This is a genomic window from Pleurocapsa minor HA4230-MV1 (assembly GCA_019359095.1).
In the GTDB taxonomy this organism is placed as follows: Bacteria; Cyanobacteriota; Cyanobacteriia; order Cyanobacteriales; family Xenococcaceae; genus Waterburya; species Waterburya minor.
Window position 1 is genome coordinate 36,508 of record JAHHHZ010000034.1, and the last position, 21,381, is coordinate 57,888.

At 39.6% G+C, this 21,381-nt stretch carries 16 protein-coding genes and 1 pseudogene; 14 read left to right on the forward strand and 3 right to left on the reverse strand.

The genetic code is table 11. The features are described from left to right. The first annotated feature begins 299 nt into the window (after positions 1 to 299). From KME09_23340 to KME09_23350, 3 genes are all read left to right on the forward strand, one after another. Complete coding sequence (locus tag KME09_23340) at positions 300 to 512, forward strand: DUF3134 domain-containing protein (protein MBW4536869.1); 213 nt, start codon at positions 300 to 302, stop codon at positions 510 to 512. 106 nt (positions 513 to 618) lie between these two features. Next, complete coding sequence (gene mraY / locus KME09_23345; protein ID MBW4536870.1) at positions 619 to 1,749, forward strand: phospho-N-acetylmuramoyl-pentapeptide-transferase; 1,131 nt, start codon at positions 619 to 621, stop codon at positions 1,747 to 1,749. A 136-nt stretch (positions 1,750 to 1,885) separates the two neighbouring features. Further along, positions 1,886 to 2,818, forward strand: a complete 933-nt coding sequence (locus KME09_23350; protein ID MBW4536871.1) for a phosphoribulokinase — start codon at positions 1,886 to 1,888, stop codon at positions 2,816 to 2,818. A 62-nt stretch (positions 2,819 to 2,880) separates the two neighbouring features. Here the strand turns inward: KME09_23350 and KME09_23355 are convergent, their stop codons facing one another. Beyond that, positions 2,881 to 3,603, reverse strand: a complete 723-nt coding sequence (locus tag KME09_23355; protein MBW4536872.1) for a manganese catalase family protein — start codon at positions 3,601 to 3,603, stop codon at positions 2,881 to 2,883. A gap of 793 nt (positions 3,604 to 4,396) precedes the next feature. Here KME09_23355 and KME09_23360 point away from each other — a divergent pair. Next, positions 4,397 to 4,504, forward strand: a pseudogene (locus tag KME09_23360) (GMC family oxidoreductase). A 17-nt stretch (positions 4,505 to 4,521) separates the two neighbouring features. Here the strand turns inward: KME09_23360 and KME09_23365 are convergent. Continuing rightward, positions 4,522 to 4,803, reverse strand: coding sequence for a hypothetical protein (locus KME09_23365; protein ID MBW4536873.1), 282 nt, complete (start codon positions 4,801 to 4,803; stop codon positions 4,522 to 4,524). Positions 4,804 to 5,461: 658 nt separating this feature from the next. Between KME09_23365 and KME09_23370 the strand changes: the two genes are divergently transcribed. Next, positions 5,462 to 6,637 carry an AGE family epimerase/isomerase gene (locus tag KME09_23370; GenBank protein ID MBW4536874.1) on the forward strand — a complete coding sequence of 392 codons (1,176 nt, stop codon included), beginning with the start codon at positions 5,462 to 5,464 and terminating at the stop codon, positions 6,635 to 6,637. Positions 6,638 to 6,802: 165 nt separating this feature from the next. Continuing rightward, on the forward strand, positions 6,803 to 7,237 hold the full coding sequence (mscL, locus tag KME09_23375; GenBank protein MBW4536875.1) for a large conductance mechanosensitive channel protein MscL: 435 nt from the start codon (positions 6,803 to 6,805) through the stop codon (positions 7,235 to 7,237). A gap of 81 nt (positions 7,238 to 7,318) precedes the next feature. Here mscL and KME09_23380 read toward each other — a convergent pair whose 3' ends face one another. After that, positions 7,319 to 8,392, reverse strand: a complete 1,074-nt coding sequence (locus KME09_23380; protein MBW4536876.1) for a hypothetical protein — start codon at positions 8,390 to 8,392, stop codon at positions 7,319 to 7,321. Between the two features lie 482 nt (positions 8,393 to 8,874). On the opposite strand from KME09_23380, the gene KME09_23385 reads away from it, so the two are divergent. The 8 genes from KME09_23385 (at position 8,875) to KME09_23420 (ending at position 21,371) form a co-directional block, all read left to right on the forward strand. Next, positions 8,875 to 10,083, forward strand: a complete 1,209-nt coding sequence (locus tag KME09_23385; GenBank protein ID MBW4536877.1) for a glycosyltransferase — start codon at positions 8,875 to 8,877, stop codon at positions 10,081 to 10,083. Positions 10,084 to 10,138: 55 nt separating this feature from the next. After that, on the forward strand, positions 10,139 to 11,311 hold the full coding sequence (locus tag KME09_23390) for a glycosyltransferase family 4 protein (GenBank protein MBW4536878.1): 1,173 nt from the start codon (positions 10,139 to 10,141) through the stop codon (positions 11,309 to 11,311). 125 nt (positions 11,312 to 11,436) lie between these two features. Further along, positions 11,437 to 13,572: a polysaccharide biosynthesis tyrosine autokinase gene (locus KME09_23395; GenBank protein ID MBW4536879.1), complete on the forward strand. Its 2,136-nt coding sequence runs from the start codon at positions 11,437 to 11,439 to the stop codon at positions 13,570 to 13,572. Between the two features lie 32 nt (positions 13,573 to 13,604). Further along, complete coding sequence (locus KME09_23400; protein ID MBW4536880.1) at positions 13,605 to 15,173, forward strand: O-antigen ligase family protein; 1,569 nt, start codon at positions 13,605 to 13,607, stop codon at positions 15,171 to 15,173. Next, positions 15,170 to 17,515 (forward strand): glycosyltransferase, encoded by a 2,346-nt coding sequence (locus tag KME09_23405; GenBank protein MBW4536881.1) that lies wholly within the window; start codon positions 15,170 to 15,172, stop codon positions 17,513 to 17,515. The genes KME09_23400 and KME09_23405 overlap by 4 nt, the downstream gene beginning before the upstream one ends. A gap of 152 nt (positions 17,516 to 17,667) precedes the next feature. After that, positions 17,668 to 18,624 (forward strand): glycosyltransferase family 2 protein, encoded by a 957-nt coding sequence (locus KME09_23410; GenBank protein MBW4536882.1) that lies wholly within the window; start codon positions 17,668 to 17,670, stop codon positions 18,622 to 18,624. 221 nt (positions 18,625 to 18,845) lie between these two features. Continuing rightward, complete coding sequence (gene glf, locus KME09_23415; protein MBW4536883.1) at positions 18,846 to 19,985, forward strand: UDP-galactopyranose mutase; 1,140 nt, start codon at positions 18,846 to 18,848, stop codon at positions 19,983 to 19,985. 84 nt (positions 19,986 to 20,069) lie between these two features. Continuing rightward, the gene (locus KME09_23420; GenBank protein MBW4536884.1) at positions 20,070 to 21,371 is read left to right on the forward strand and encodes an ABC transporter ATP-binding protein; all 1,302 of its coding nucleotides are present in this window, start codon (positions 20,070 to 20,072) and stop codon (positions 21,369 to 21,371) included. The last annotated feature ends 10 nt before the right edge of the window (positions 21,372 to 21,381 follow it).

A 21,381-nucleotide genomic window follows, 5' to 3' on the forward strand; every position in this document is an offset into this window, starting at 1 on the left:
AATGGGATGAGAATAAATACAGCTATTCTCTCGAAGCTGATTTAATTTGAACGAGTTACCGACGCGATTGATGTAGTTTTGTTGCTTGCAATTAAAATTACTCAAATAAAGCAATGTATAGCAATGGCGAATGTTAACATCATCAGAAAATTTAAGTTAAAAATTTGAATTAGTTTCTTAGGCTAAACTAGAAAGGGACTAACCGCCATTGTCAGTAGAGATAATCACTGCTGTTAATTAATCATAAACATCAGTAATTTAAATTCTCTAGATGCAATTAACAATCTTACTATTCTAATATGGAACATAAAAATCCTGCTCTAGTTCAAGAACCGCGTTATGAGCCAGCAATTGTCATCCCTCTCAAGCAAGAGGCTTCTCTTTTAGATTGGTTAAAAGCAAATAACCGTCTGATTCCTCGTGAACAAATAGAAACTGAAAAGATTAAATCCGATGAAGATCTAGACGTGTTGATGGATGGAGAGGATGATGATTTTGACGAAGATGACTAGATTAAGCAGATTGGCGATCGCTTAGAGAAATTAGATCACAAATAGTTTTTGCTATGTTATCGTTCTCAAGTAATTGATCTTCTTAGTAAGTTAGTGAAATTTAATTGTGAATGTTAAACCATTTGGTACGGAGAAACTAATCGATCCTTCTGGTAAGATTTTGCTAATTTCTCTGATCTGCGTTTTGACTCTAAGCGCGATCGCCATTGAATATGCCTCTAGCTTTTCTTTAGAGCAGTTCGGATTACTGCTCTTTCCTCTACTCCTCTGTCTGATCGCTAGCGCTTTGCTAGGAATAGTCATCATTCCGCTGCTGAATCGGCTGAAAACAGGTCAGATTATGCGGGAAGATGGGCCCCAAGCTCACTTAAAGAAAGTAGGCACTCCGACGATGGGAGGGGTTTTTTTTGTGCCAGTAGCGGTGGTTTTCACCTTGGTCTGGGTGAACTTTAGCGGTGGTACAGTAGCTCTCACTCCAGAACTAATCGCCGTTTGTTTGGTGACGCTAGGTTATGGTTTAATCGGCTGGATTGATGACTGGCAAGTATTACGGCGCAAGTCCAACAAGGGCATCTCTCCACGCCTGAAACTTACTCTACAGATAGTTTTTGGTCTACTGTTTTCCCTGTGGCTGTTTTGGCATGAGTCTGATGCGGTTACGAATATTAGTCTGCCTGGAGGATTGAGTCTGGCTTTGGGATGGCTGTTTCTACCTTTGGCAATCTTTGTCTTAGCGGCGGAAAGCAATGCTACTAATTTAACAGACGGGGTAGATGGATTGGCAGCAGGAACAGGAGCGATCGCTTTTTTAGGACTAGCAGCAATTCTCGGACTAGACTACCCAGAGCTAGCAATTTTTTGTGCCTGCCTCAGTGGTGGCTGTTTGGGATTTTTGGTGCATAATCGTAACCCCGCGCGGGTATTTATGGGGGATACGGGTTCTTTAGCATTAGGTGGTGCTTTAGCTGCCGTAGGTCTTAGTAGTGATAATCTTTGGGCTTTATTTTTAATTAGTGGTGTCTTCTTCGTCGAATCTCTTTCTGTCATTGCTCAGGTTGGTTATTACAAAGCAACTAAAGGATTAGATGGTAAGGGCAAACGCCTGTTTAAAATGGCTCCAATTCATCATCATTTTGAACTTAGTGGCTGGAGTGAAACCCAGGTGGTAGGTATATTTTATCTGGTTAATGTTTTGCTAGTGGCGATCGCCTATTTATCAAATAGCTATAAGCTATAAGCCAAGAGAGTTCAAGACCCCCTTTAAAGATCTCAAGCTCAAGGCCTGGGTCTTTTTTTCGTTTTACAAGTGTTACTCATCCGATATATTCTATGTTTGGGATGTTTGAGCAATTATTTCTGGGAAGGAGAAATGTATGAGTGAGAAAACGATTATTCTTGGCATAGTTGGTGATAGTGCAGCGGGTAAGACGACTTTAACCAAGGGGATTGCTCAAATATTGGGAGAAGATCAGGTGACGATCATCTGTACTGATGATTACCATCGTTATGACCGCAAGCAACGGGCCGAAATGAAAATTTCCGCTCTCCACCCCGACTGTAACTATTTAGACATTATTGAGCAGCATCTGGCGCTATTGCGAGAGGGGCAAGCTATCCTCAAGCCAATTTATAATCACTCTACAGGAGCGTTCGATCCGCCAGAATATATTGAACCGACTAAATACGTCATTGTTGAAGGCTTACTAGGCTATTCTACTCGTGCAATGCGGGATAGTTATGACGTTAAGACTTATCTTGCTCCTCCAGAATCTCTGCGTGCCACTTGGAAAATTAAACGGGATACACGTAAAAGAGGTTACAACGAAGAACAGGTAATGGAGCAACTGCGCCAAAGAGAGCCAGATTCAGAAGCTTTTATCCGTCCCCAACGCAAATGGGCAGATATGGTTGTTTCTTTCTATCCGCCAGAAGAGGAAAATTTGGCTGCTGACCTGTTGCTGAATGCCAATCTCATTTTACGTCCGACTATTCCTCACCCAGAACTAACTTCAATTCTTAATGCTCAGGGAAATCATTTAGGTGAGGCTATTCGCTTGGGTTTAAGTCGTGATATGGGCAAACCTGTAGATATCTTAGAAATAGATGGACATGCCACGATGGAACAGGTTAAGGAATTAGAAAAAATTATGTGTAATGAAGTGCCTTACCTGGGTCAATTCTGTAGTTTGGAAGGAAACCAAGAACTAGGTAAGCTGGTGGGAACGACTGGAGAAACTCTACAGAGTTATCCTTTGGCTTTAACTCAGTTAATGATTACCTACCATATGTTGAAAGCAGCATCTTGATATTTTTGTTAGTTAGCGATCGCTAACTAACTTTTTATCAGCTTTTAATTGAGGCAATATTTTTAATTGGCTGTCGGAGAATGGTTGGCTTCGGGGTGGGCAACATACCTAAAGTCAGGCTCTTGATTCCAGGAACCCCGTTGATCGACTTCAACGCTTGAGCCGTCTGCTGAAGTAGAAGTTGATAGATTGTAGTAAAGATCTACTGTCTCATCGGGCTGAACGTTGCCAAAGAAGGGTTCAGTAAGCTTGCCCATATCATTCAGTGCATTCATAAACATTTTTGTATGAGAAATCTCACGAGTCAATAAATGTACTAGAGTTTTTTTAGTTCCTTCATCTGGCGCTAACTTAATCAACGCTTCATAAGTTTGACGCGCTCCCGCTTCTGCGGCAATATTAGCACGTAGATCGCGTACGACATCACCGCCTTCATTCAGATAAGTTGCTGTCCAAGCACTACCTTGACTGTCGATAAAATGAGGTCCCATTCCCCGCACGGCAAACAAAGTACTTTTGTATGCTTCGGTCTGATCTACATTTTTAGTATGAGCTTCGATCATTTTACCTACCATTTCTAAGTGACCGAACTCTTCAACTGCAATGTCTTGGAGCATATCTTTAATCGCTGGATTTTCAACATGAAATGATTGCACCCAATATTGTAAGGCAGCAGACAGTTCTCCAGTAGCACCACCAAATTGCTCTAGCAACAGTTGAGCAAAGCGGGGATTTGCTTCTTTTATATCAACATTGTGAATGGTTTCTTTTTTGTGAAAAAACATGAGTTGGGGTCTCCTATAAGTAAATTATTTAAAAGTGTTGATGGTATATATTGGTAAACTGCATACCAGTCAGCTTGAAAAAGTTTGTTCTCTGAAATGAACATATGTATTAATCTTAATTTGTTAAATTTTTTGTCTGCACTATCTTAGGATAGAGCTTTTTTTTGACAGATAAAATCTCGATATTATAATGATATTTTTATTGGTTTTTGCTATACTCTGAGGCAATTCTAAGAAATTATGAAATGTCATTAATATCACAATCGACATCACATTTAAATATTATTAATTTTAACTGTATTTTAAGTAAAAATTGTTAAATTGAATTGTCAATTTTTAGCTAAAATTTTTAATTTAAAGTATAGATTATATGAATAATATTTGTTAATTTTAAAGTTAACTCGCTCAAAAAAAGCCATATTTAGCTCATGCTCATCCTGTAATTTTTATAACTTTTGGTGGATGATTACTAACTAATAAAAAATACACCAAATTATGGAGGCAAACAATTTTGTGACATCTTACCTGCCTTGAGCTTGAGACAATAAAGTGGATTTATTAGCTAATGAATACCTATTCACCATTGGTGACAAGTTAAGGGACTACGATGTTTGTCAACTGGCTAAGAGCTATTAGCTTTTAGCTTTTAAGATATTGCCACTCAACTTCTCCTGCTGAAAGGGCGATCCGAAGGCTAGGCGCGTCCTAAAGGATTAGCTCCTAACGTCGCGTCACGCGGAGCTATATGCGAAGCGGTATCCTTTAGGAGTCCTTTAGGGGAGCCTAATCGCTTGAGCTAAACAATCTCTATGTAGTTGACGGTAGTTTCTTTCCTTCAAATTCAGGGGTTAATCCTACTTTAACAATTAAAGATTTTATCCCAATTTTTCCCAGTAACTAGCAAAATAAGGCCCAAGACTAAAGCATAACCTTTTGCCAGCCCACAATTTTGCTACCCAGCCGAAAAATCATGGAATCAGCTAAACCTAGTTCAGCGATCGCCTGAGACAAAGTACGTATTTGTTCTTGGTCTACACTAAATAAATGGGGACAATTAACAAAATCTAAGCATAAAACTGTAGAACGACCCGATAATTCGCGAAAAATTAGGCTGTCTTGAGGTAAAAACCCTACTAATGAACGGAACCTCGCTAAGGCAGCCTGCTCAAAATCTGCACTAGTGGCGTTAAGTGGTGTCATAATCTAGACTTTTGCATTTTGCTTCAAACAAATCTCTAACCAAGGAATAATCGAGATGATAATTGAATAATTAAGTAATCTTCAGTAGCAAGAAATGCAATATTACTCTAATTGAGCAGAGAATACTGCCAGTTGAATCCCAAGTCTGTTGAAGCTATTTTTGAGTCAACAATGACTTCTGGTTCTTTGTTTAGATTAGCATCAACCTTTTTGCTCTTGTTGCTGGCAAGCGTTTACTTAATAAAAATTTCTAATTTGCGCTTCTGTTGCTCTTTATATTTAGTTGTACTCTAGATCTTCAAGATAGGGATAAGCTAGCTTTTAGTAAAGAGCGGATTTCATCCCACAAGTAACATAAGTAGGTGGGTGTAATTAAATTGGAAATGAGGTTAGGGAGTAACAAGTAACGAGTAACGAGTAACGAGTAACGAGTAATATGCGGAGCGGTATGCCACGGCATTTGCCCTAAAGGATTCCCTCTGGTCACGAAGCTTATCCTTTATGACTAGCTTCGCGTCGTCCTTTAGGACGAGTAACAAATAGCTCTAAGGGTAGGGGTTTGATCAATTATTTTGCCTACCTACTTAACTAAGATTATAACTGGCTAATAAATCTACCAAAGTTATGATTAATGCGTAACTTTCCCAAGTTTATGGATATGATGAAACAATTTAAGAGACTGGCTGAACTATATAAAAGTACCTTACTTGATAATGTTTTGCCCTTTTGGTCACAGCATTCGCTCGATCGCCAATATGGAGGCTATTTTACCTGTTTAGATCGAGTGGGAAATGTCTACGATACCGATAAGTTCATCTGGCTACAAAACCGTCAGGTATGGACTTATTCGATGCTCTACAATCGGTTAGAAAAAAAACCTGAGTGGCTAGATGTTGCGCGTCATGGTGCTGAGTTTCTGGCAAAATATGGTCGAGATGAGGAAGGTAACTGGTATTTTGCTTTAGATCGAACAGGACAGCCTTTGGTGCAGCCTTATAATATTTTTTCTGATTGTTTTGCAGCGATGGCTTTTAGTCAATATGCTTTGGCTTCGGGGGAGAAATCGGCGCAAGAGATTGCCTTGCAGGCATATAATAACGTGTTGCGTCGTCAGCATAATCCCAAGGGTAAATATAATAAAGCTTATCCAGGAACGCGATCGCTAAAAAGTCTAGCCGTACCGATGATTTTAGCCAATCTGTCTTTAGAAATGGATTGGCTACTCGAAGATAGTGAATTAGAGACAATTCTTGAGCGCACAGTGCAAGAAGTCATGCAGGATTTTCGCGATTCTGCAACAGGATTAATGTATGAAAACGTTACCCCCGAAGGCAAACATTTAGATTGTTTTGACGGTAGATTAATTAATCCTGGTCATGGTATTGAAGCTATGTGGTTTGTGATAGATATTGCCCGTCGTCGCGACGATTTGGATTTAATCAATCAGGCAGTTGATGTTGTCATAAATACTCTAGAGTTTGGTTGGGACAAGGAATATCAGGGTATTTATTATTTGATGGATGCACAGAGACATCCTCTCCAGCAGCTAGAGTGGGATCAAAAGCTATGGTGGGTACATCTGGAAACGTTAGTAGCATTATTGATGGGATTTAATCTTACTGGACGAACAGAGTGCTTAGAATGGTTTAAACAAGTTCATAATTATACTTGGAATCACTTCTCCGATTCTGAGTATGGGGAATGGTTTGGCTACCTAAACTGTCGAGGAGAGTTATTACTAAATCTTAAAGGAGGTAAATGGAAAGGCTGTTTTCATGTTCCTCGCGCTTTATATTTATGCTGGCAACAGTTAGAAATTTTAGCTGCTCAATAGTATTCTAGAACTCGATAATTTAGTCGCTGTTTTGATACATTTAACACAAATTCTTTATGAAATTTAAATTTATTGTGTCGTGTCAAGCACTTATAATTTTGAAGATCGATAAAAGAAAAAAATAAAATTAAGAGAACTTTTTAAATTTAGTAGGATTATACAATTATGGTTAGAAGAGGATCAGAAGCAGCAGGAGGATTTCTCTCAGGCTTTCGCGACTTTATTATGCGCGGTAATGTTATTGATTTAGCAGTAGCTGTAATTATTGGTGCCGCATTTAGTAAAATTGTTGATTCGTTAGTCGCCGATATTATTACTCCTGTGATCTTAAATCCCGCCATGAAGGCTGCTGGAGTAGATAGATTAGCCGAACTGTCTGCTGGAGGAGTTCAGTATGGTTTATTTTTAGCGGCAGTTCTCAACTTTTTGGTGATTGCCTTCTGTATTTATCTACTGGTGCAAGCATTTGAGAAAGCTAAAAAACGTCTAATTCGTCAAGAGGCTTTAGCAGAAGAAGAAGCACCTGATGCGAATCTTGTTGCTCAAGAAAGACTTACTAGTGCAATTGAACGCTTAACTAACGTAATGGAAACCAGGTAAAGAAGTAAAGCTTAGTTTTTAGGGGTAAATTGGCGATCGCCGATTTGCCTTAAAAGACTACCCACTACCTACTACCTAACGTCAGATCGCTGGAGCTAATGCAACTCGTCTTCTCCCTCCACCAGCAATGTTGCTAGGTTCGTTATTATCGACGATGTAAAGAGTTTGAAATAATTTCATGACATCTTCGTAGAATGGACTATTATTACCTTCAAAATCGTAACCATATTTTTCTCGAAACTCTTCATTGACTCCATTTTCTACTGCTAAATAATGAGCATCCCAATGAGCATCGTCTACTATGTATGCACCATAATTTTGGAAAGCGTCAAAGAGTTTTTCGCCAACTGATGTTTGTAGTTGTAAGCTGGCTTTTGAGATTTCAGGAGGAATGGCTAAGAGTGTTCCTTGTACTAATTTAGGATTTCTCCCCCCATAGCGTTCTGCTGCATAGGAATCAGAACGGTCTGCTGGCCAACGATAACCTGGAACACTGTCGGAGTAGTAAAGATACTTTTCTCCCCAGATATTAATTTTTAAAGCATGAGGAATCGGATCGCGATCGCTAGTCAGTTCTCCAAGACGAATCGAACCACCAATGGCTGAGAGTCCAGAACCAAAATGAGTGCCTTGAATGCCATCACCATATATACTGACTCCACCCCAAGGATTGCGCCATCCATAAATATTACCTCCTGGTTCACATCTTGCTAGAGGTTGGAATTGTTCAATAGTTTCGCCATCAGGCATCAAAAAAGCAGAGGCATTATTAGGAGTAGAGTAAGGCTCATTTGTAGCATCTGGTACGATTAAGTCATCGGGAACAGGTAAAGAAATTTCCATCGATTCGGTGCCTGTACAACGTCCTGGCCCAAAATTACCAGGTGCGTATACTGAACGCTGAGGATCGTCGGCTTTTAGTTGATAAAAATATTCTCGATCTGTAGCCAAATATCCTGCTGGTTGAAGATTTGCTGGTTGATAAACAGCTTCCGAACCGATTGGCATATTCCAAATTGAATTAGATGCGAAAGGTTGTAGCCACTTGTCACGTTGATTTGAAGTGACAGTTAATTGAGTTGAAGTGTCAAGATCGCGATTAGTAATAGTTAGCGATCGCGAATTTTCGACGAGCAGACTGAATAAAACGCTCACTATAATTACAAAGTTGATAGTTTGACTCTTACGCACGATATTTTTATGGCAGTTTTAAATAGGGTTTACTAAAGATGATAACTAGCTCAATCTCACTAAAACCAACTTCACACCCTGAATCATAGCTATTTTCGCTCCGATCGATTACTTTGCACAAAGTTGCTCTTGAAAGATAGCAAACTATATCTTTAGACTGATAACTTTTTGAAAATAAAAGATAAAATTGATACTAATACAACTGGCTAATATGGATAGTTGACATTTTTACACATAAGATTTTGGTTAAGAATAACTTTGATATCTAAAAATATTTAAAGCAAAAAATGATAATTTAATTACATTTTTTACCATAAAAAGTAACTAATTAGCTGAATCAAGTAGATAAAAAGTTAAAACAAGTTTTGAAGAAGTAGTAAATATTTTTTATTTTTTTAAATATTCTACTTCTAGAAACCAGATTATTCTGAAAGTATTTAATACCTATGCGCAAACCTGTTTTAACTATTTTTTATCAATTCGATCCTGGCAAACCTAGCATAGGGGGAATTCAGACAGTCATACGTTCTTTTATTAAGTATGCTCCGAGTGAGTTTGAGGTTCGTTTGGTAGGTATATCAAACCAGCCTAACTTGCCAAAAGGTAAGTGGCAAAAAGTGAAATTAGCAGATAAAGAAATTTACTTTTTACCTTTGTTTACACTGCTAAATGATAACTTTAGAACTTTAGTTCCGACGACAATTAAATACACTGCTGCTCTTTTGAGACAAGGTCTCGCCTCTGATTTTATGCATTTTCATCGACTTGAACCAACACTTGCAGCACTTAATTGGTCTGGAGAAAAGACTTTGTTTGTTCATAATGATATCCAAAAACAAATGCAATCTTCAGACAGTAAAAATGCTATTTTATGGCGTTATTTTCCGACAGGATATTTTGCTCTAGAACGAGCGCTGGTTAATCAGTTCTCCCAAATTTTTGCTTGTAATACTAACTCAGTCAAACATTATCAGCAGAGTTATCCAAGTATAGCCGAGCGCGTTTTTTACATCAAAAACTCTGTAGATGGCGAGATTTTTTATTCATTAACATCGGCACAACGCGAAGAAGGTAGACGTATATTGGCAAAGCAGTTTAGATTATCCGCTCAAACGCAGTTCATCTTATTTGCTGGTCGTCTTCACCCTCAAAAAGATCCCCTGTTACTGGTTCGTTCTTTTGCTACTTTAAATGATCCCAATGCTCATCTTTTGATAGCAGGTGATGGAGAGTTAGCAGCACAAGTACAAGCAGAAATCGAACGTCTAAAAATTGCTCAACAAGTAACCATGCTTGGCTCAGTAGATCAAGCAGAATTAGCAGATTTACAGCGCATCTGTAGCGTTTTTGTTTTAACTAGTACCTATGAAGGTTTACCTCTGGTAGCTCTTGAAGCACTTGCCTGTGGAACTCCAGTGGTGACAACATCATGCGGTGAAACCCCAAAACTACTTGATGTTCATAGTGGCATTGTTTGCCAAGAACGCAATAGTCAAGCGATCGCAGATGCCTTGAAAGAGGTTTTGACCCATCCAGAAAATTATCCGATTGAGGCTTGCGTAAGAGTTGCTGAGCCTTATAGTGCTAAGGCGATCGTCAGTGCTGTTTACAAAAATATGTTATCTCGTTGGCAGACGAAATTAAACTACGTCTAGTATCGCTGCGCGGAAGTTAAAAGTTAAAAGTAAAGATTTAAAGAGACTACTCCTGATGAAAATTGCAGTTATTGGTACCAAAGGGTTGCCAGCTAAACAAGGCGGTATTGAACATTATTGCCAAGAAATCTACCCTCGTATGGTCGAGCGGGGTCATTCTATCGATTTGTTCGCTCGCTCCTCTTATATCGACTCTCCTTGGATGAAACAATATTACTTTAAGAGAGTTCGAGTGATTTCTCTTCCCTGTTTAAAGTTAAGAGGAATAGATGCATTATTTAGTTCTCTACTAGGAGCTATGTTGGCTAGCAGCGGTCAATATGATATCGTCCATTTTCATGCTTTGGGCCCTTCTCTATTTACTTGGCTGCCAAAAATTACTTCACTTTTTCCCTCAAAAGTTATTGTCAGTTGTCAAGGACTGGACTGGCAACGTGCTAAATGGGGGAATTTTTCCAGTCAATTACTACATCTGGGTGAAAAGGCTGGAGTGCGTTTTGCCGACAAAATTATTGTGGTATCTGAAGAATTGCGTTCTTATTTTAGAGAAATGTATGGTCGAGAAACGGTTTATATTCCGAATGCTCCCAGCAGCTATCCGCCAACAAACTCTGATTTTTCTTATGGTACTTCATTAGGTTTGTGCCAAAAACGTTACATTACCTTTGTGGGTAGACTTGTGCCAGAGAAACGTCCTGAATTATTAATTGAAGCCTTCCAAGCTCTTAAACCCCTGGGATGGAAACTAGCGATCGTCGGTAGCACTAGTGATACAAATTCTTTTGCCCAGCAGATCGCTAATTTAACTAATGCTAATCCTAATGTGGTGTTTACAGGGCAACTTTATGGCAAACATCTAGCAGAAATTGTTCGAGGAGCAGGATTTTTTGTACTTCCTTCAGATGTAGAAGGGTTGCCCTTAGCGATGCTAGAAGCAATGCGAGAAGGCGTGCCAGTTGTAGCCAGTGATATTCCTCCCCATCGGCAATTACTTGATGAGGGAAAAGGAATGCTTTTTCCATCTGGAGATCTAGAATCTTTGATCTTGGCACTAGACTTGGCAATTCAACGTCCCGAAGAGCTAGCAATTATGGCAAAAGAGGCACAAAAGTGCGTAGAAGCTAACTATAACTGGGACAAAATCACTACCGAAACTTTGAGATTGTACGAGACGACTTCTTCTAATTCCGTCAGCTCCTCCCCATTTCCGCCTATGACCGAAAGTTGAGGAACAAGTAATGAGTAATGAGTAATGAGTAATCGATCTACTTCCTATTTCCTATTTCCTATTTCCTATCTACTACCCACTACCTGTTTTGACCCTTATCAAAACCCAACTCGATCTAAATTATCATGAGAGAGCCAAACTTTTCCCTCTTACCAATAGTTTTTCATAGACATCGTGTACCTGCGATCGCTACATTTCTCTCTGTTCTTGGGGGAGCTATAGCATACTTGATTTTTACACCACGCCTATATGAGGCAAGAGTTAGACTGATGCTTGATAATAATCAAGCTAGTGTATCCGAATTAGGACGTAATCTCAGCGCACAATCTAATATAGCGGGTTCTAATCCGATCGCGATTCAAGCAGAACTAGCGCGATCGCAAAGTGTTTTGGAATCTGCTATTACTCAGTTGTCTTCAGAAACAAAAAAATCGCCAAATTTAGCGAAATTAACGCCAAATCAGTTAAAAACAAAGTTAAAAACTACTATTATTCCAGCTACAAATCTGTTGGAATTAAGTTATCGTCATAAAAATCCTGTTCTCAGTGCCAAGATTTTGAATGCGGTAACCAACGCCATGATGGTAGAAAATGGGGCGGCAATTCGTTCTGAAGCTAGTTCCACCAGAAAATTTTTAGAAGCTGAAGTTCCCAAAAAACGAGCTGAACTTGTTCAAGCTGAAGCTGCTCTTTCTGATTACAAACGCAGTCAAAAATTAGTATCTTTGGCAGATGTGAATGGTCAAGACAATACTCAAACTAGAAATTTAATTACCAGCTTGACCACTTTAGAAGACGAAGAAAGAAAATTATCTGCTGGACTAGAGGAATCTAAGCAGCGCAATCAATCTTTAAAACAAGTAACTGACAACACCAGCTTAAAAGAAACCTATGCAGCAGTGCGTAGCGGACAAGCTCAAGAACTAAAAAATTTGCGAGATAGACTAGTAAATCTAGAATCAGAAATAGCTGTAGCGCGATCGCGTTTGACTGATACCAATCCTGTTGTGTTAAATTTACTGGAAAATCGCGAAGCTATACGTTCTCTCTATAAAGAAAAATCTGGTGTCGAACCCAACATTAAGTTATCGGCAAATTCTTCTAAGTCAGCCTCCGACCAATTTAGCCAAGATCTTGCTAGCAAAGTTATTTTAGGGCAGATTGAAATATCGTCAATCGAAAAAAAATTAGGTGCTATTCGCGCTCAAAAAGCTAAATTACAAGCTAGCCTCGATCAATTACCGATTAAAGAACAAGCACTAGCAGGAATAATGCGTCAGCGTCAAGAGGCTGCTGTCTCATTAGAATTCTTACAACGAAAACTGGAAGAAGCACGTATTGCTGAAGCTCAACAAGTTCGCAATTTGAGAGTTATTGACTCTGCCGAACCACCAGCAGCAGCAAGCTGGCCAAAAGTACCAATAGTAATGTCTATAGCTGGTGCAAGCGGTCTAATTCTCTCAGTTGGGATGGTATTACTCCTCGAATTATTGAATGACCGACTATCTAATGCCACAGAAGCTGAAGCACTAGTAAATTTATCTGTTTTGGGAGTTCTGCCTATTCTTCCTCCTTCTTTTCAAGGTCGACCAGAAGCATTTTTGACAGATATTACTACTTTGGAATCTTATCGCACCCTGTTGACTGCTCTAAAATTTCGCTCTCCTAATGATTTAAAAACTTTAGTAGTTAGCAGTACTTTAGCAGAAGAAGGAAAGTCTACTCTAGTCTCCCATTTGGCAGCAATATCGGCAACTTTAGCCAAAAAAACCTTGATTATTGATGCTGATTTGCGACGACCTAAACAGCACAAACTATTTAATTTACAAGCGCAACCTGGTTTAACGAATGTAATTAAGGGTGAGATTGCTCTAGCAGAAGCAGTTCAGCACACTAAAATCGATAATTTATCAGTTTTAACTTGTGGAGAATCACAACTGCATCCTTCTCAATTTTTTGAGTCGCCAAGAATGCATACTCTGCTGGCGGAAGCTGCCAAGGAATACGATTTCGTCATTCTCGACACTCCACCAGTAACAAGTTGCGTTGATGCAGTAACTTTAAGTCGCGATAGCGACGGTTTACTAATGGTTGCCCGCCCCAACTTTACCCAAAAGGATGTATTTGTACGAGCAGTTTCAGAGTTAAATAAAAATCGCATTAATATCTTGGGCGTTGCTATCAATGGTACTGATACTCGCACTGAAAGGTTTTATCACTATGGAATGTATGAATATAAGGCTGTGACGGGTAGCAATTAATAGGTAATAAGAAGTAGCAAGTAATCAATAGGATGTTGACCAGCAAAAATTCTGAAATTGAATTGAATAGGAATCAAAGTTTTACCGATACTTGGAAGAGAACGTCACCTCTGACATTTTGGATTGGAGTTTTTGGTGTGTTGTTGGGTATAGCTACAGGATGGTTAGCTGGGGCGCAACCTTTATATTTAGTCTTGCTGCTAATAGCTGCAGTGGTATTTGTCTGCTTTTTCGCTGAATTCGAGTTAGCAGTGATGGGTTTGCTCATCCTACGTAGTTCTCTCGATATTTTCTCTGCGCAACAGTTGCCTGCTGCCTATGCAGTTGGGGTTAGTGGACTGACATTAGTTTATGTCACCTGTTTATTATTAACACAGCAAACCGTCAATGTTGATTGGTTGTGGTTGTTTTTAGCTGGTTGGGTGCTTTGGCAAGCTTTGTGGCTAATTCTCTGTGTTTTTGGTGGTTTGGGACTAGGAACTGAAGTTTTGGGAGATAACGTACGTGAATGGACGCGCTTATTTTCTTGGTTGATGGTGTATTTGTTAATAATGCAACTTAAAGGGCGAGTTAAACCTCAAAAAATAATTTCTATACTATTTATTGCTTTAATTACACCAATTTGCGCAGGTTTCTTACAGTTAATCTTCCCAGACTCAGTTTTACCCAGTTTTTTAGCTACTTATCATGGCGATCGCCTTAATGGCACTCTTGGTCATCCTAATGCTTTTGCTACTTTTATCTTGTTTTTTATTGGCTTAACTTATTGGCGCTTACGTTGCTCAAGTCGCTTCACCCAAAGCCAGAAGTCAAACAGGGGTGCAGTAAGTTGGGCGACGTACAGAGGTCAGAAACATAGAGATCAGAAGTATATTTCTTGGTCATCAAATCGCTTGTTTTGGTTGCTGCTACTTGGTGTACTCACCTTGATGTTAATTGGAACTAGAACAATGGTGGTTTTAGCAATGCTAGGCATTTTTGTGTTGGTAACTATTGCACCTAAATTTAATTGGCTTAATTTAATTGGTGGTGTACTTTTGCTGGTGTTAGTTTTAGGACTGTTTATCAGTACTCCTTTTGGACAAGAACGCCTACAATCACTCGCGCAAACGCCTTTATTTAATTCCAACATCGATATCTCAAGAGCTATTTTGCTCTCAGATTCAGACTACAACAGTTTTAACTGGCGTCTTGCTCAATGGCATTATCTTTTGACTGCTTGGCAACAATTTCCTATTTTTGGCTACGGTTTGGCTACTAGTAAATACTTAAGTATTTATAATCTGGAAGCTCATAACGATTACGTTCGCGCCCTCGCAGAAAGCGGATTAGTAGGTTTAGCAACTTTTTTAACTTTTCTGGCTGCTCAAGGTATACGTCTAGTTCAATTACTACGTCAGACAACCAAAAACAAAGAACAAAACGATTTTTGCTTAATTCTTCTGGCTTTATTTGCAGCCATGCTGGTCGGGATGTTAACCGAAAACATCTGGACTCACACAACCCTCTGGTCTTATTGGTGGACTGTGCTGGCTGTTGCTGGCTGGGAGTGGGGAGTGGAAGCAGAAAGTAATCAACTATTAACAATCAACAAATCATGATTCAAACGTCTATTAATTCTCAAAAAATTGAATTACTTTCTAATAATCCCGATACGGGTAAACCTTATAAAATTGCCATTGTTCATCCAAGTGTCGGTGTCAATTGGAGTGGAGGTTCAGAAATCTTTGCTTTGGAATTGGCTCGTCGTCTTTGTTCTTATTTTGAGGTTGAGCTTTTAAGTGGTGTTCCATGTGGAGATTTTAGTCGTCCTGCTGGCGGTATTTCTCGCACAGATGCTTATGAATTAGTGCGTCACCCTCTTATCGCTCCTCTATGGAAAAATCACATTGGACATCCTGAAATTGTTGTGGAACATTTAACCAACTTTTTCCCTTGCGCTCTTCATTTGCTACATCAAAAGCCCGATTTAATTTTTCCCAATAATGATTACGGAGGTTTAGCAATGGCTGCCTTTGTCAGAGCCTTGACTGGAATACCCATCATGTTTACAGAGCATTGTGGTTTATTAGCTGATGGTAAGTGTTTAGCCAGAAATCTTCGTTTTCAACCAGATCGCCTGGTAGTTTTTAATCCTCCAACAGCTAAGTTTGCACAAACTATCAAATCACAACAAGCTGTAAATATTATTCCCAACGGAGTAGACTCTACCAGGTTTACACCAGAAGGCAGTAAGCTCGATTTTAATTTACCCAAACCGATAGTATTATGCGTAGCTTGGTTAAATCGCAATAGTCACAAGCGGATCGAACTGGCGATCGCAGCAGTAGCACGTTTACCTCAAGCAAGTTTACTTCTTTGTGGAGATGGGCCCGATCGCGGTTATTTTGAGGAACTTGGCAATAAAATCCTCGGTTCAGAACGTTTTACCCTTTATTATTCTAACTATGAGCAAATGCCTGAAGTTTATCGCAGTGCAGATGTTTTTACACTTCCTTCTTTGAACGAACCGTTTGGACTTGCTTATCTTGAAGCTATGGCTAGCGGTTTACCAGTAGTTGCTACAGATGATGAAATGCGCCGTTACGTTATTGGTGATGGCGGCTTACTTTGTGATGTAACTAATCCAGAAAGCTATGCTGATACTATTGCACAAGCTTTAAACCACGACTGGGGCAATAAACCTCGTCAACAAGCTTCAAAGTTTAATTGGGATACCATAGCCCTTAATTATCGTGATACCATTCTCGATGCGATCGCGAAGCGTGGGCGGAGCCCAATCGCCACACGCAAGCAACAGGTAACTGGCAACCAAGAACAACTAGAGCCATTTCGCCCTAAAGGACTCTTAACCCTAAAGGGTCTATCCGCAGGTGTATACTACAAGGATACAATGTCCTTTAGGACACCTTCGGATAAGGATACCGCTTCGCATATAGCTTCGCGTCGCCAACTGCATTTACTGCCCGTAATGGAGCAACCAATAATCGACAAACCAAAAATATCTGTAATCATTCCTACTTACAATGCCATCTCTTATTTGCCAGCAGCGGTAGATAGTGTTTTGAAGCAAACTTTTAGGGACTTTGAATTAATTATTGTTGATGACGGCAGTAGCGATCGCACTGCTGAATGGGTTTTAAGTTTAACCGATCCGCGAGTAAAATTTATTACTCAGGAAAATCAAGGTTCTGCTGCTGCACGCAATAAAGGTATTGCGATCGCTCAAGGAGCTTACATCGCCCTTTTTGATGCTGACGATATTTGGGAATTAACTAAGTTAGAAAAGCAAGCACATTTTTTAGATGCTCATTCCTCAATCGGGTTGGTAGATACTTCTGTAGTTTTAATCGATGAAGAGGGAAAGTCTACAGGTAAAGTTGTTACTTCCCAAGCTGAAGGGGATGTCTGGAAACATCTGGTGCAGTTTCAACCTGTATGTTCTTGTGATAGTACTCCTTTAATCCGTCGGGAATGTTTTGACACTGTTGGCTTATTCGATCGAGATTTAATGTTTCTCGAAGATTTAGATTGGTGGATTCGTCTGGCTTCTCATTATCAATTTGGTGCAATTAAAGAACCTTTAGTTAAATATCGCCAACATTCTGGTAGCAAATCTACTAACTGCCAAGAAACACTACAAGCCTTTCACCAAATTATTGAGAAAGCATTTGAATCTGCGCCAACAGAATTACTGTATTTAAGAGATCGAGGCTATGGACGGGTCAATCTCTACTTAGCCTGGAAAGCTTTGAATAATAAAGATTACAACCAAGTTAGGCAATTTTGTACTTCAGCGATCGCTCATTATCCTCAGCTACAACGTTCTTGGGAATACGCCCGTTTGAATCTTGCTCAAGCACTGATGCGCCGATTTGGCGATCGAACTTATGAAAAATTGCGATCGCTTGCTCGTACATTTCGTTCTTTTGCTAGTGGCTAATTGGTGATTACTAATTACTAATTACTGATTACTTAGCTTAACTTGTTACCTATTACCCATTACCCATTACCTATTACCCACTACTTACTACCCACTACCTACTACCTACTACCCACTACCCACTACCTATTTAATTACGGAGAGTACAAATTATGGTCAAAGTTTCGATCGTTTTCCCCGCCTACAATGCAATGGCTTATTTACCACAAGCTTATCAAAGTGCTTTGGCACAGACTTTTACTGATTATGAGATTTTAATTGTTAATGATGGGAGTTCTGACAATATTGAGGAGTGGGTTAACCAAATAACCGATCCGCGAGTTAGATATATTCCTCAAAAAAATCAAGGAGCGCAAGGAGCGCGTAATACAGGCATTTATAACGCTCAAGGGGAATATGTCGCGTTTTTAGATGCTGACGATCTTTGGGAGGCTACTAAACTTGAAAAACAAGTACGTTTATTAGATGAAAATCCAGAAGTAGGTTTAGTCGATACTTGGATTACTTTAATCGATCGCCAGGGGAATTCTAAAGGTTGGGTACATGCTTCTGCTGCTGAAGGGCAAATTTGGTCGGAAATTATACAAGAACCAACGATTATTTGTGGAAGTTCACCCATGATTCGTCGAGAATGTTTTGACCACGTGGGTGTCTTCGATCCCAGTTTGCGTTATGCAGGAGATTGGGATCTTTGGATTCGGATTGCTGCTCGCTATGCTTTTGCGGTCGTTAAAGAACCATTAGTTCGTTATCGACTTCATCCCCAAAATACCTCTAAAAACTGTCGTGGTATGGCAAGAGATTGTCGTACAGTCATTGAGCGCGCCTTTGAATCTGCTTCTCCAGAGTTAATGTCATTAAAAAACAAAACTTACGGTCAAATTAACTCATATATAGCGGGTATCGCTCTCGATCGAGGTAATTATACGGAGGCAATGTATTTTCGTAATTTAGCGATCGCCTATAATCCCCAACTGCGTTTTTCTAAACAAGACCTGCGGTTGAATGCAGCTATTGCTATGTTGCGTTGGTTTGGCCCTCAAGCATACGATCGAGTACGGAATTTAACTCGTATTTTGCGTCGTCGTCAATCAAGTTTAGCAACATAAAGAATCTGCGCTGCTGAAGCTATTCTCATACCTTAGATATATGCAAAAGGAGACAGATATCTATATTCTGTTGTTACAGATAAAGTTAGCCAACCACTACAAAATGAATTGTGTTGCATTACAAATACGGCTAATTAAAACAATTGATAGTGAAGAGTCGATCCTCAGCGCATGATTACATTTCGTCGTAATACTCACGTTAAAAATAAGGAAATTAACTAATGTTTGATTATTTAATTGTTGGAGCGGGTTTTGCTGGTAGTGTTCTTGCCGAACGCCTAGCAACTCAGTCCGATCAGAAAATTTTGATTATAGATACTCGTTCTCATATTGGCGGTAATGCCTACGACCACTACAACGAAGACGGTATTTTAGTTCACAAGTATGGGCCTCATATCTTTCATACCAATTCTCGTGATGTTTTTGAATATCTCTCGCAGTTTACTGAATGGCGACCTTACGAACATCGAGTAAAAGCGAGTGTAGACGGTCAATTGGTGCCAATTCCGATTAATCTTGACACTGTTAATCGACTCTATGGCTTAAATCTTACCTCGTTTCAGTTAGAAGAATTTTTTGCTTCGATCGCCGAAAAAATAGAATGCATCAGGACTTCTGAGGATGTTGTGATTAGTAAAGTTGGTCGTGAACTGTATCAAAAGTTTTTTCGCAACTATACACGCAAACAATGGGATATGGATCCCTCAGAATTAGACAAGTCCGTAACTGCACGTGTACCTACCCGTACCAACCGCGACGATCGCTATTTTACTGATTCTTATCAAGCTATGCCTCTACATGGCTTTACCAAAATGTTCGAGAAAATGCTCTCCCATCCGAACATTAAAATCATGCTCAACACCGATTATCGCGAGATTGTTGATGTTATACCCTATCGGAAAATGATTTACACTGGCCCTATCGATCTATTTTTCAATTACTGTTATGGCAAGTTACCCTATCGATCGCTCAAATTTAAACACGAAACTATTAACAAACCCTTACATCAAACCGCGCCAGTAGTTAATTATCCCAACGAACATCTATATACTCGCGTCACCGAATTTAAATATTTGACAGGACAAGAACATAACAAAACAAGTATTGTCTACGAATATCCACGCGCCGAGGGCGATCCCTACTATCCCATACCGCGAACGGAAAATGCCGAACTTTACAAACAATACAAAGCTTTAGCCGATGCCACTCCAGAAGTTCATTTCGTCGGGCGTTTAGCTACCTACAAGTATTACAACATGGATCACGTCGTCGCTCAAGCCCTTAAAGTCTACAGCAATCTCATTGTCAGTGGGGATGATAATGTACAAAAACAGGGCGAGTTTGAGTTAGCTTCTGTCTAAAACTTCATCGGCTTTAAGCGTTACTCGTTACTCGTTACTCGTTACTTTTCCCACATCCCACACCCTAATTAAGGAGTAAGAAAATTGTCCGACATAGTAGTTCGCGTGGAAAATTTAGTCAAAAAATACGAGATCGCACATCAAAAACAGGGTGCTAATATCTCTTTTCGAGACGCGATCGCTAATGGTACTAAATCTCTCGGTCGTAAACTAAAATCTTCCTTTAGCAAACAGACCTCTATCCCCAGTCGGGAAGATTTCCTGGCTTTAAACAATGTTTCCTTTGAAATTAAACAAGGTGAGGTTGTCGGTATTATTGGTCGTAACGGTGCAGGTAAATCAACCCTTTTGAAGATCTTAAGTCGAATCACCGAACCTACCCAAGGACGCATCCGAATTAAAGGGAGAATAGCGAGTTTATTGGAAGTAGGAACGGGTTTTCACCATGAATTGACGGGAAGAGAGAATATTTTTCTCAACGGTGCAATTCTGGGGATGAGTAAAGCTGAGATTACCAAGAAATTTGACGAAATTGTTGATTTTGCTGAAGTTGAGAAATTTTTGGATACGCCAGTCAAGTTTTATTCATCTGGGATGTATGTCCGTTTAGCATTTGCTGTCGCTGCTCATTTAGAACCAGAAATTCTGATTGTCGATGAAGTATTGGCGGTGGGAGATATGCAATTTCAAAAAAAATGTCTCGGCAAAATGGATAATGTCGCCAAACAAGGACGAACAATTTTATTTGTCAGTCATAACATGAGTACGGTGGAATCTTTATGCAATCGTGGAATTTTACTAGAATCTGGTGGTTTATATTTAGATAGCACTGCTGAAGAAGCTGTCAAAGCTTATCTAGACAAAGCCTATAATTTGGCTCGCGATATACCTTTAAGCCAAAGAAAAGATCGTAGTGGCAATGGCAAGATTAGAGTTTTAAGTTTTCGGATCTTAAACGAACAAGGTCAAGAAGAACCAGCTATGCAGTCTGGGAAAAATTACTACTTTGAATTTGGGTATATCAATAATACGGGGGGTTGTCTAAAAAATGCAGTTCTTTCTTGCGAGCTGATTGACGAACATGGTGCGAGGATTCTTTTACTCAAAAACAGTTTTACCAATCATACTCTTAATCTCGATGGCGATCGCGGTTATATTTTTTGCGGTATTGAGAACTTACCTATAGTTCAAGGATTATATCGCCTGACCATCCATCTGGCACAGGCAGATATCGAACTACTAGATCGCGTTGAAGATGCTGTCACTGTCAGTGTTGATGGTGGTGATTTCTTTGGTACAGGAAGTCCTGGCATTCCAAATTTGTGTAAGTTTCTGGTCAAGAGTGAGTGGTATACGGAACCAAGTCAAGTAAAAAGTAGCAAGTAGTAAGTCGAAA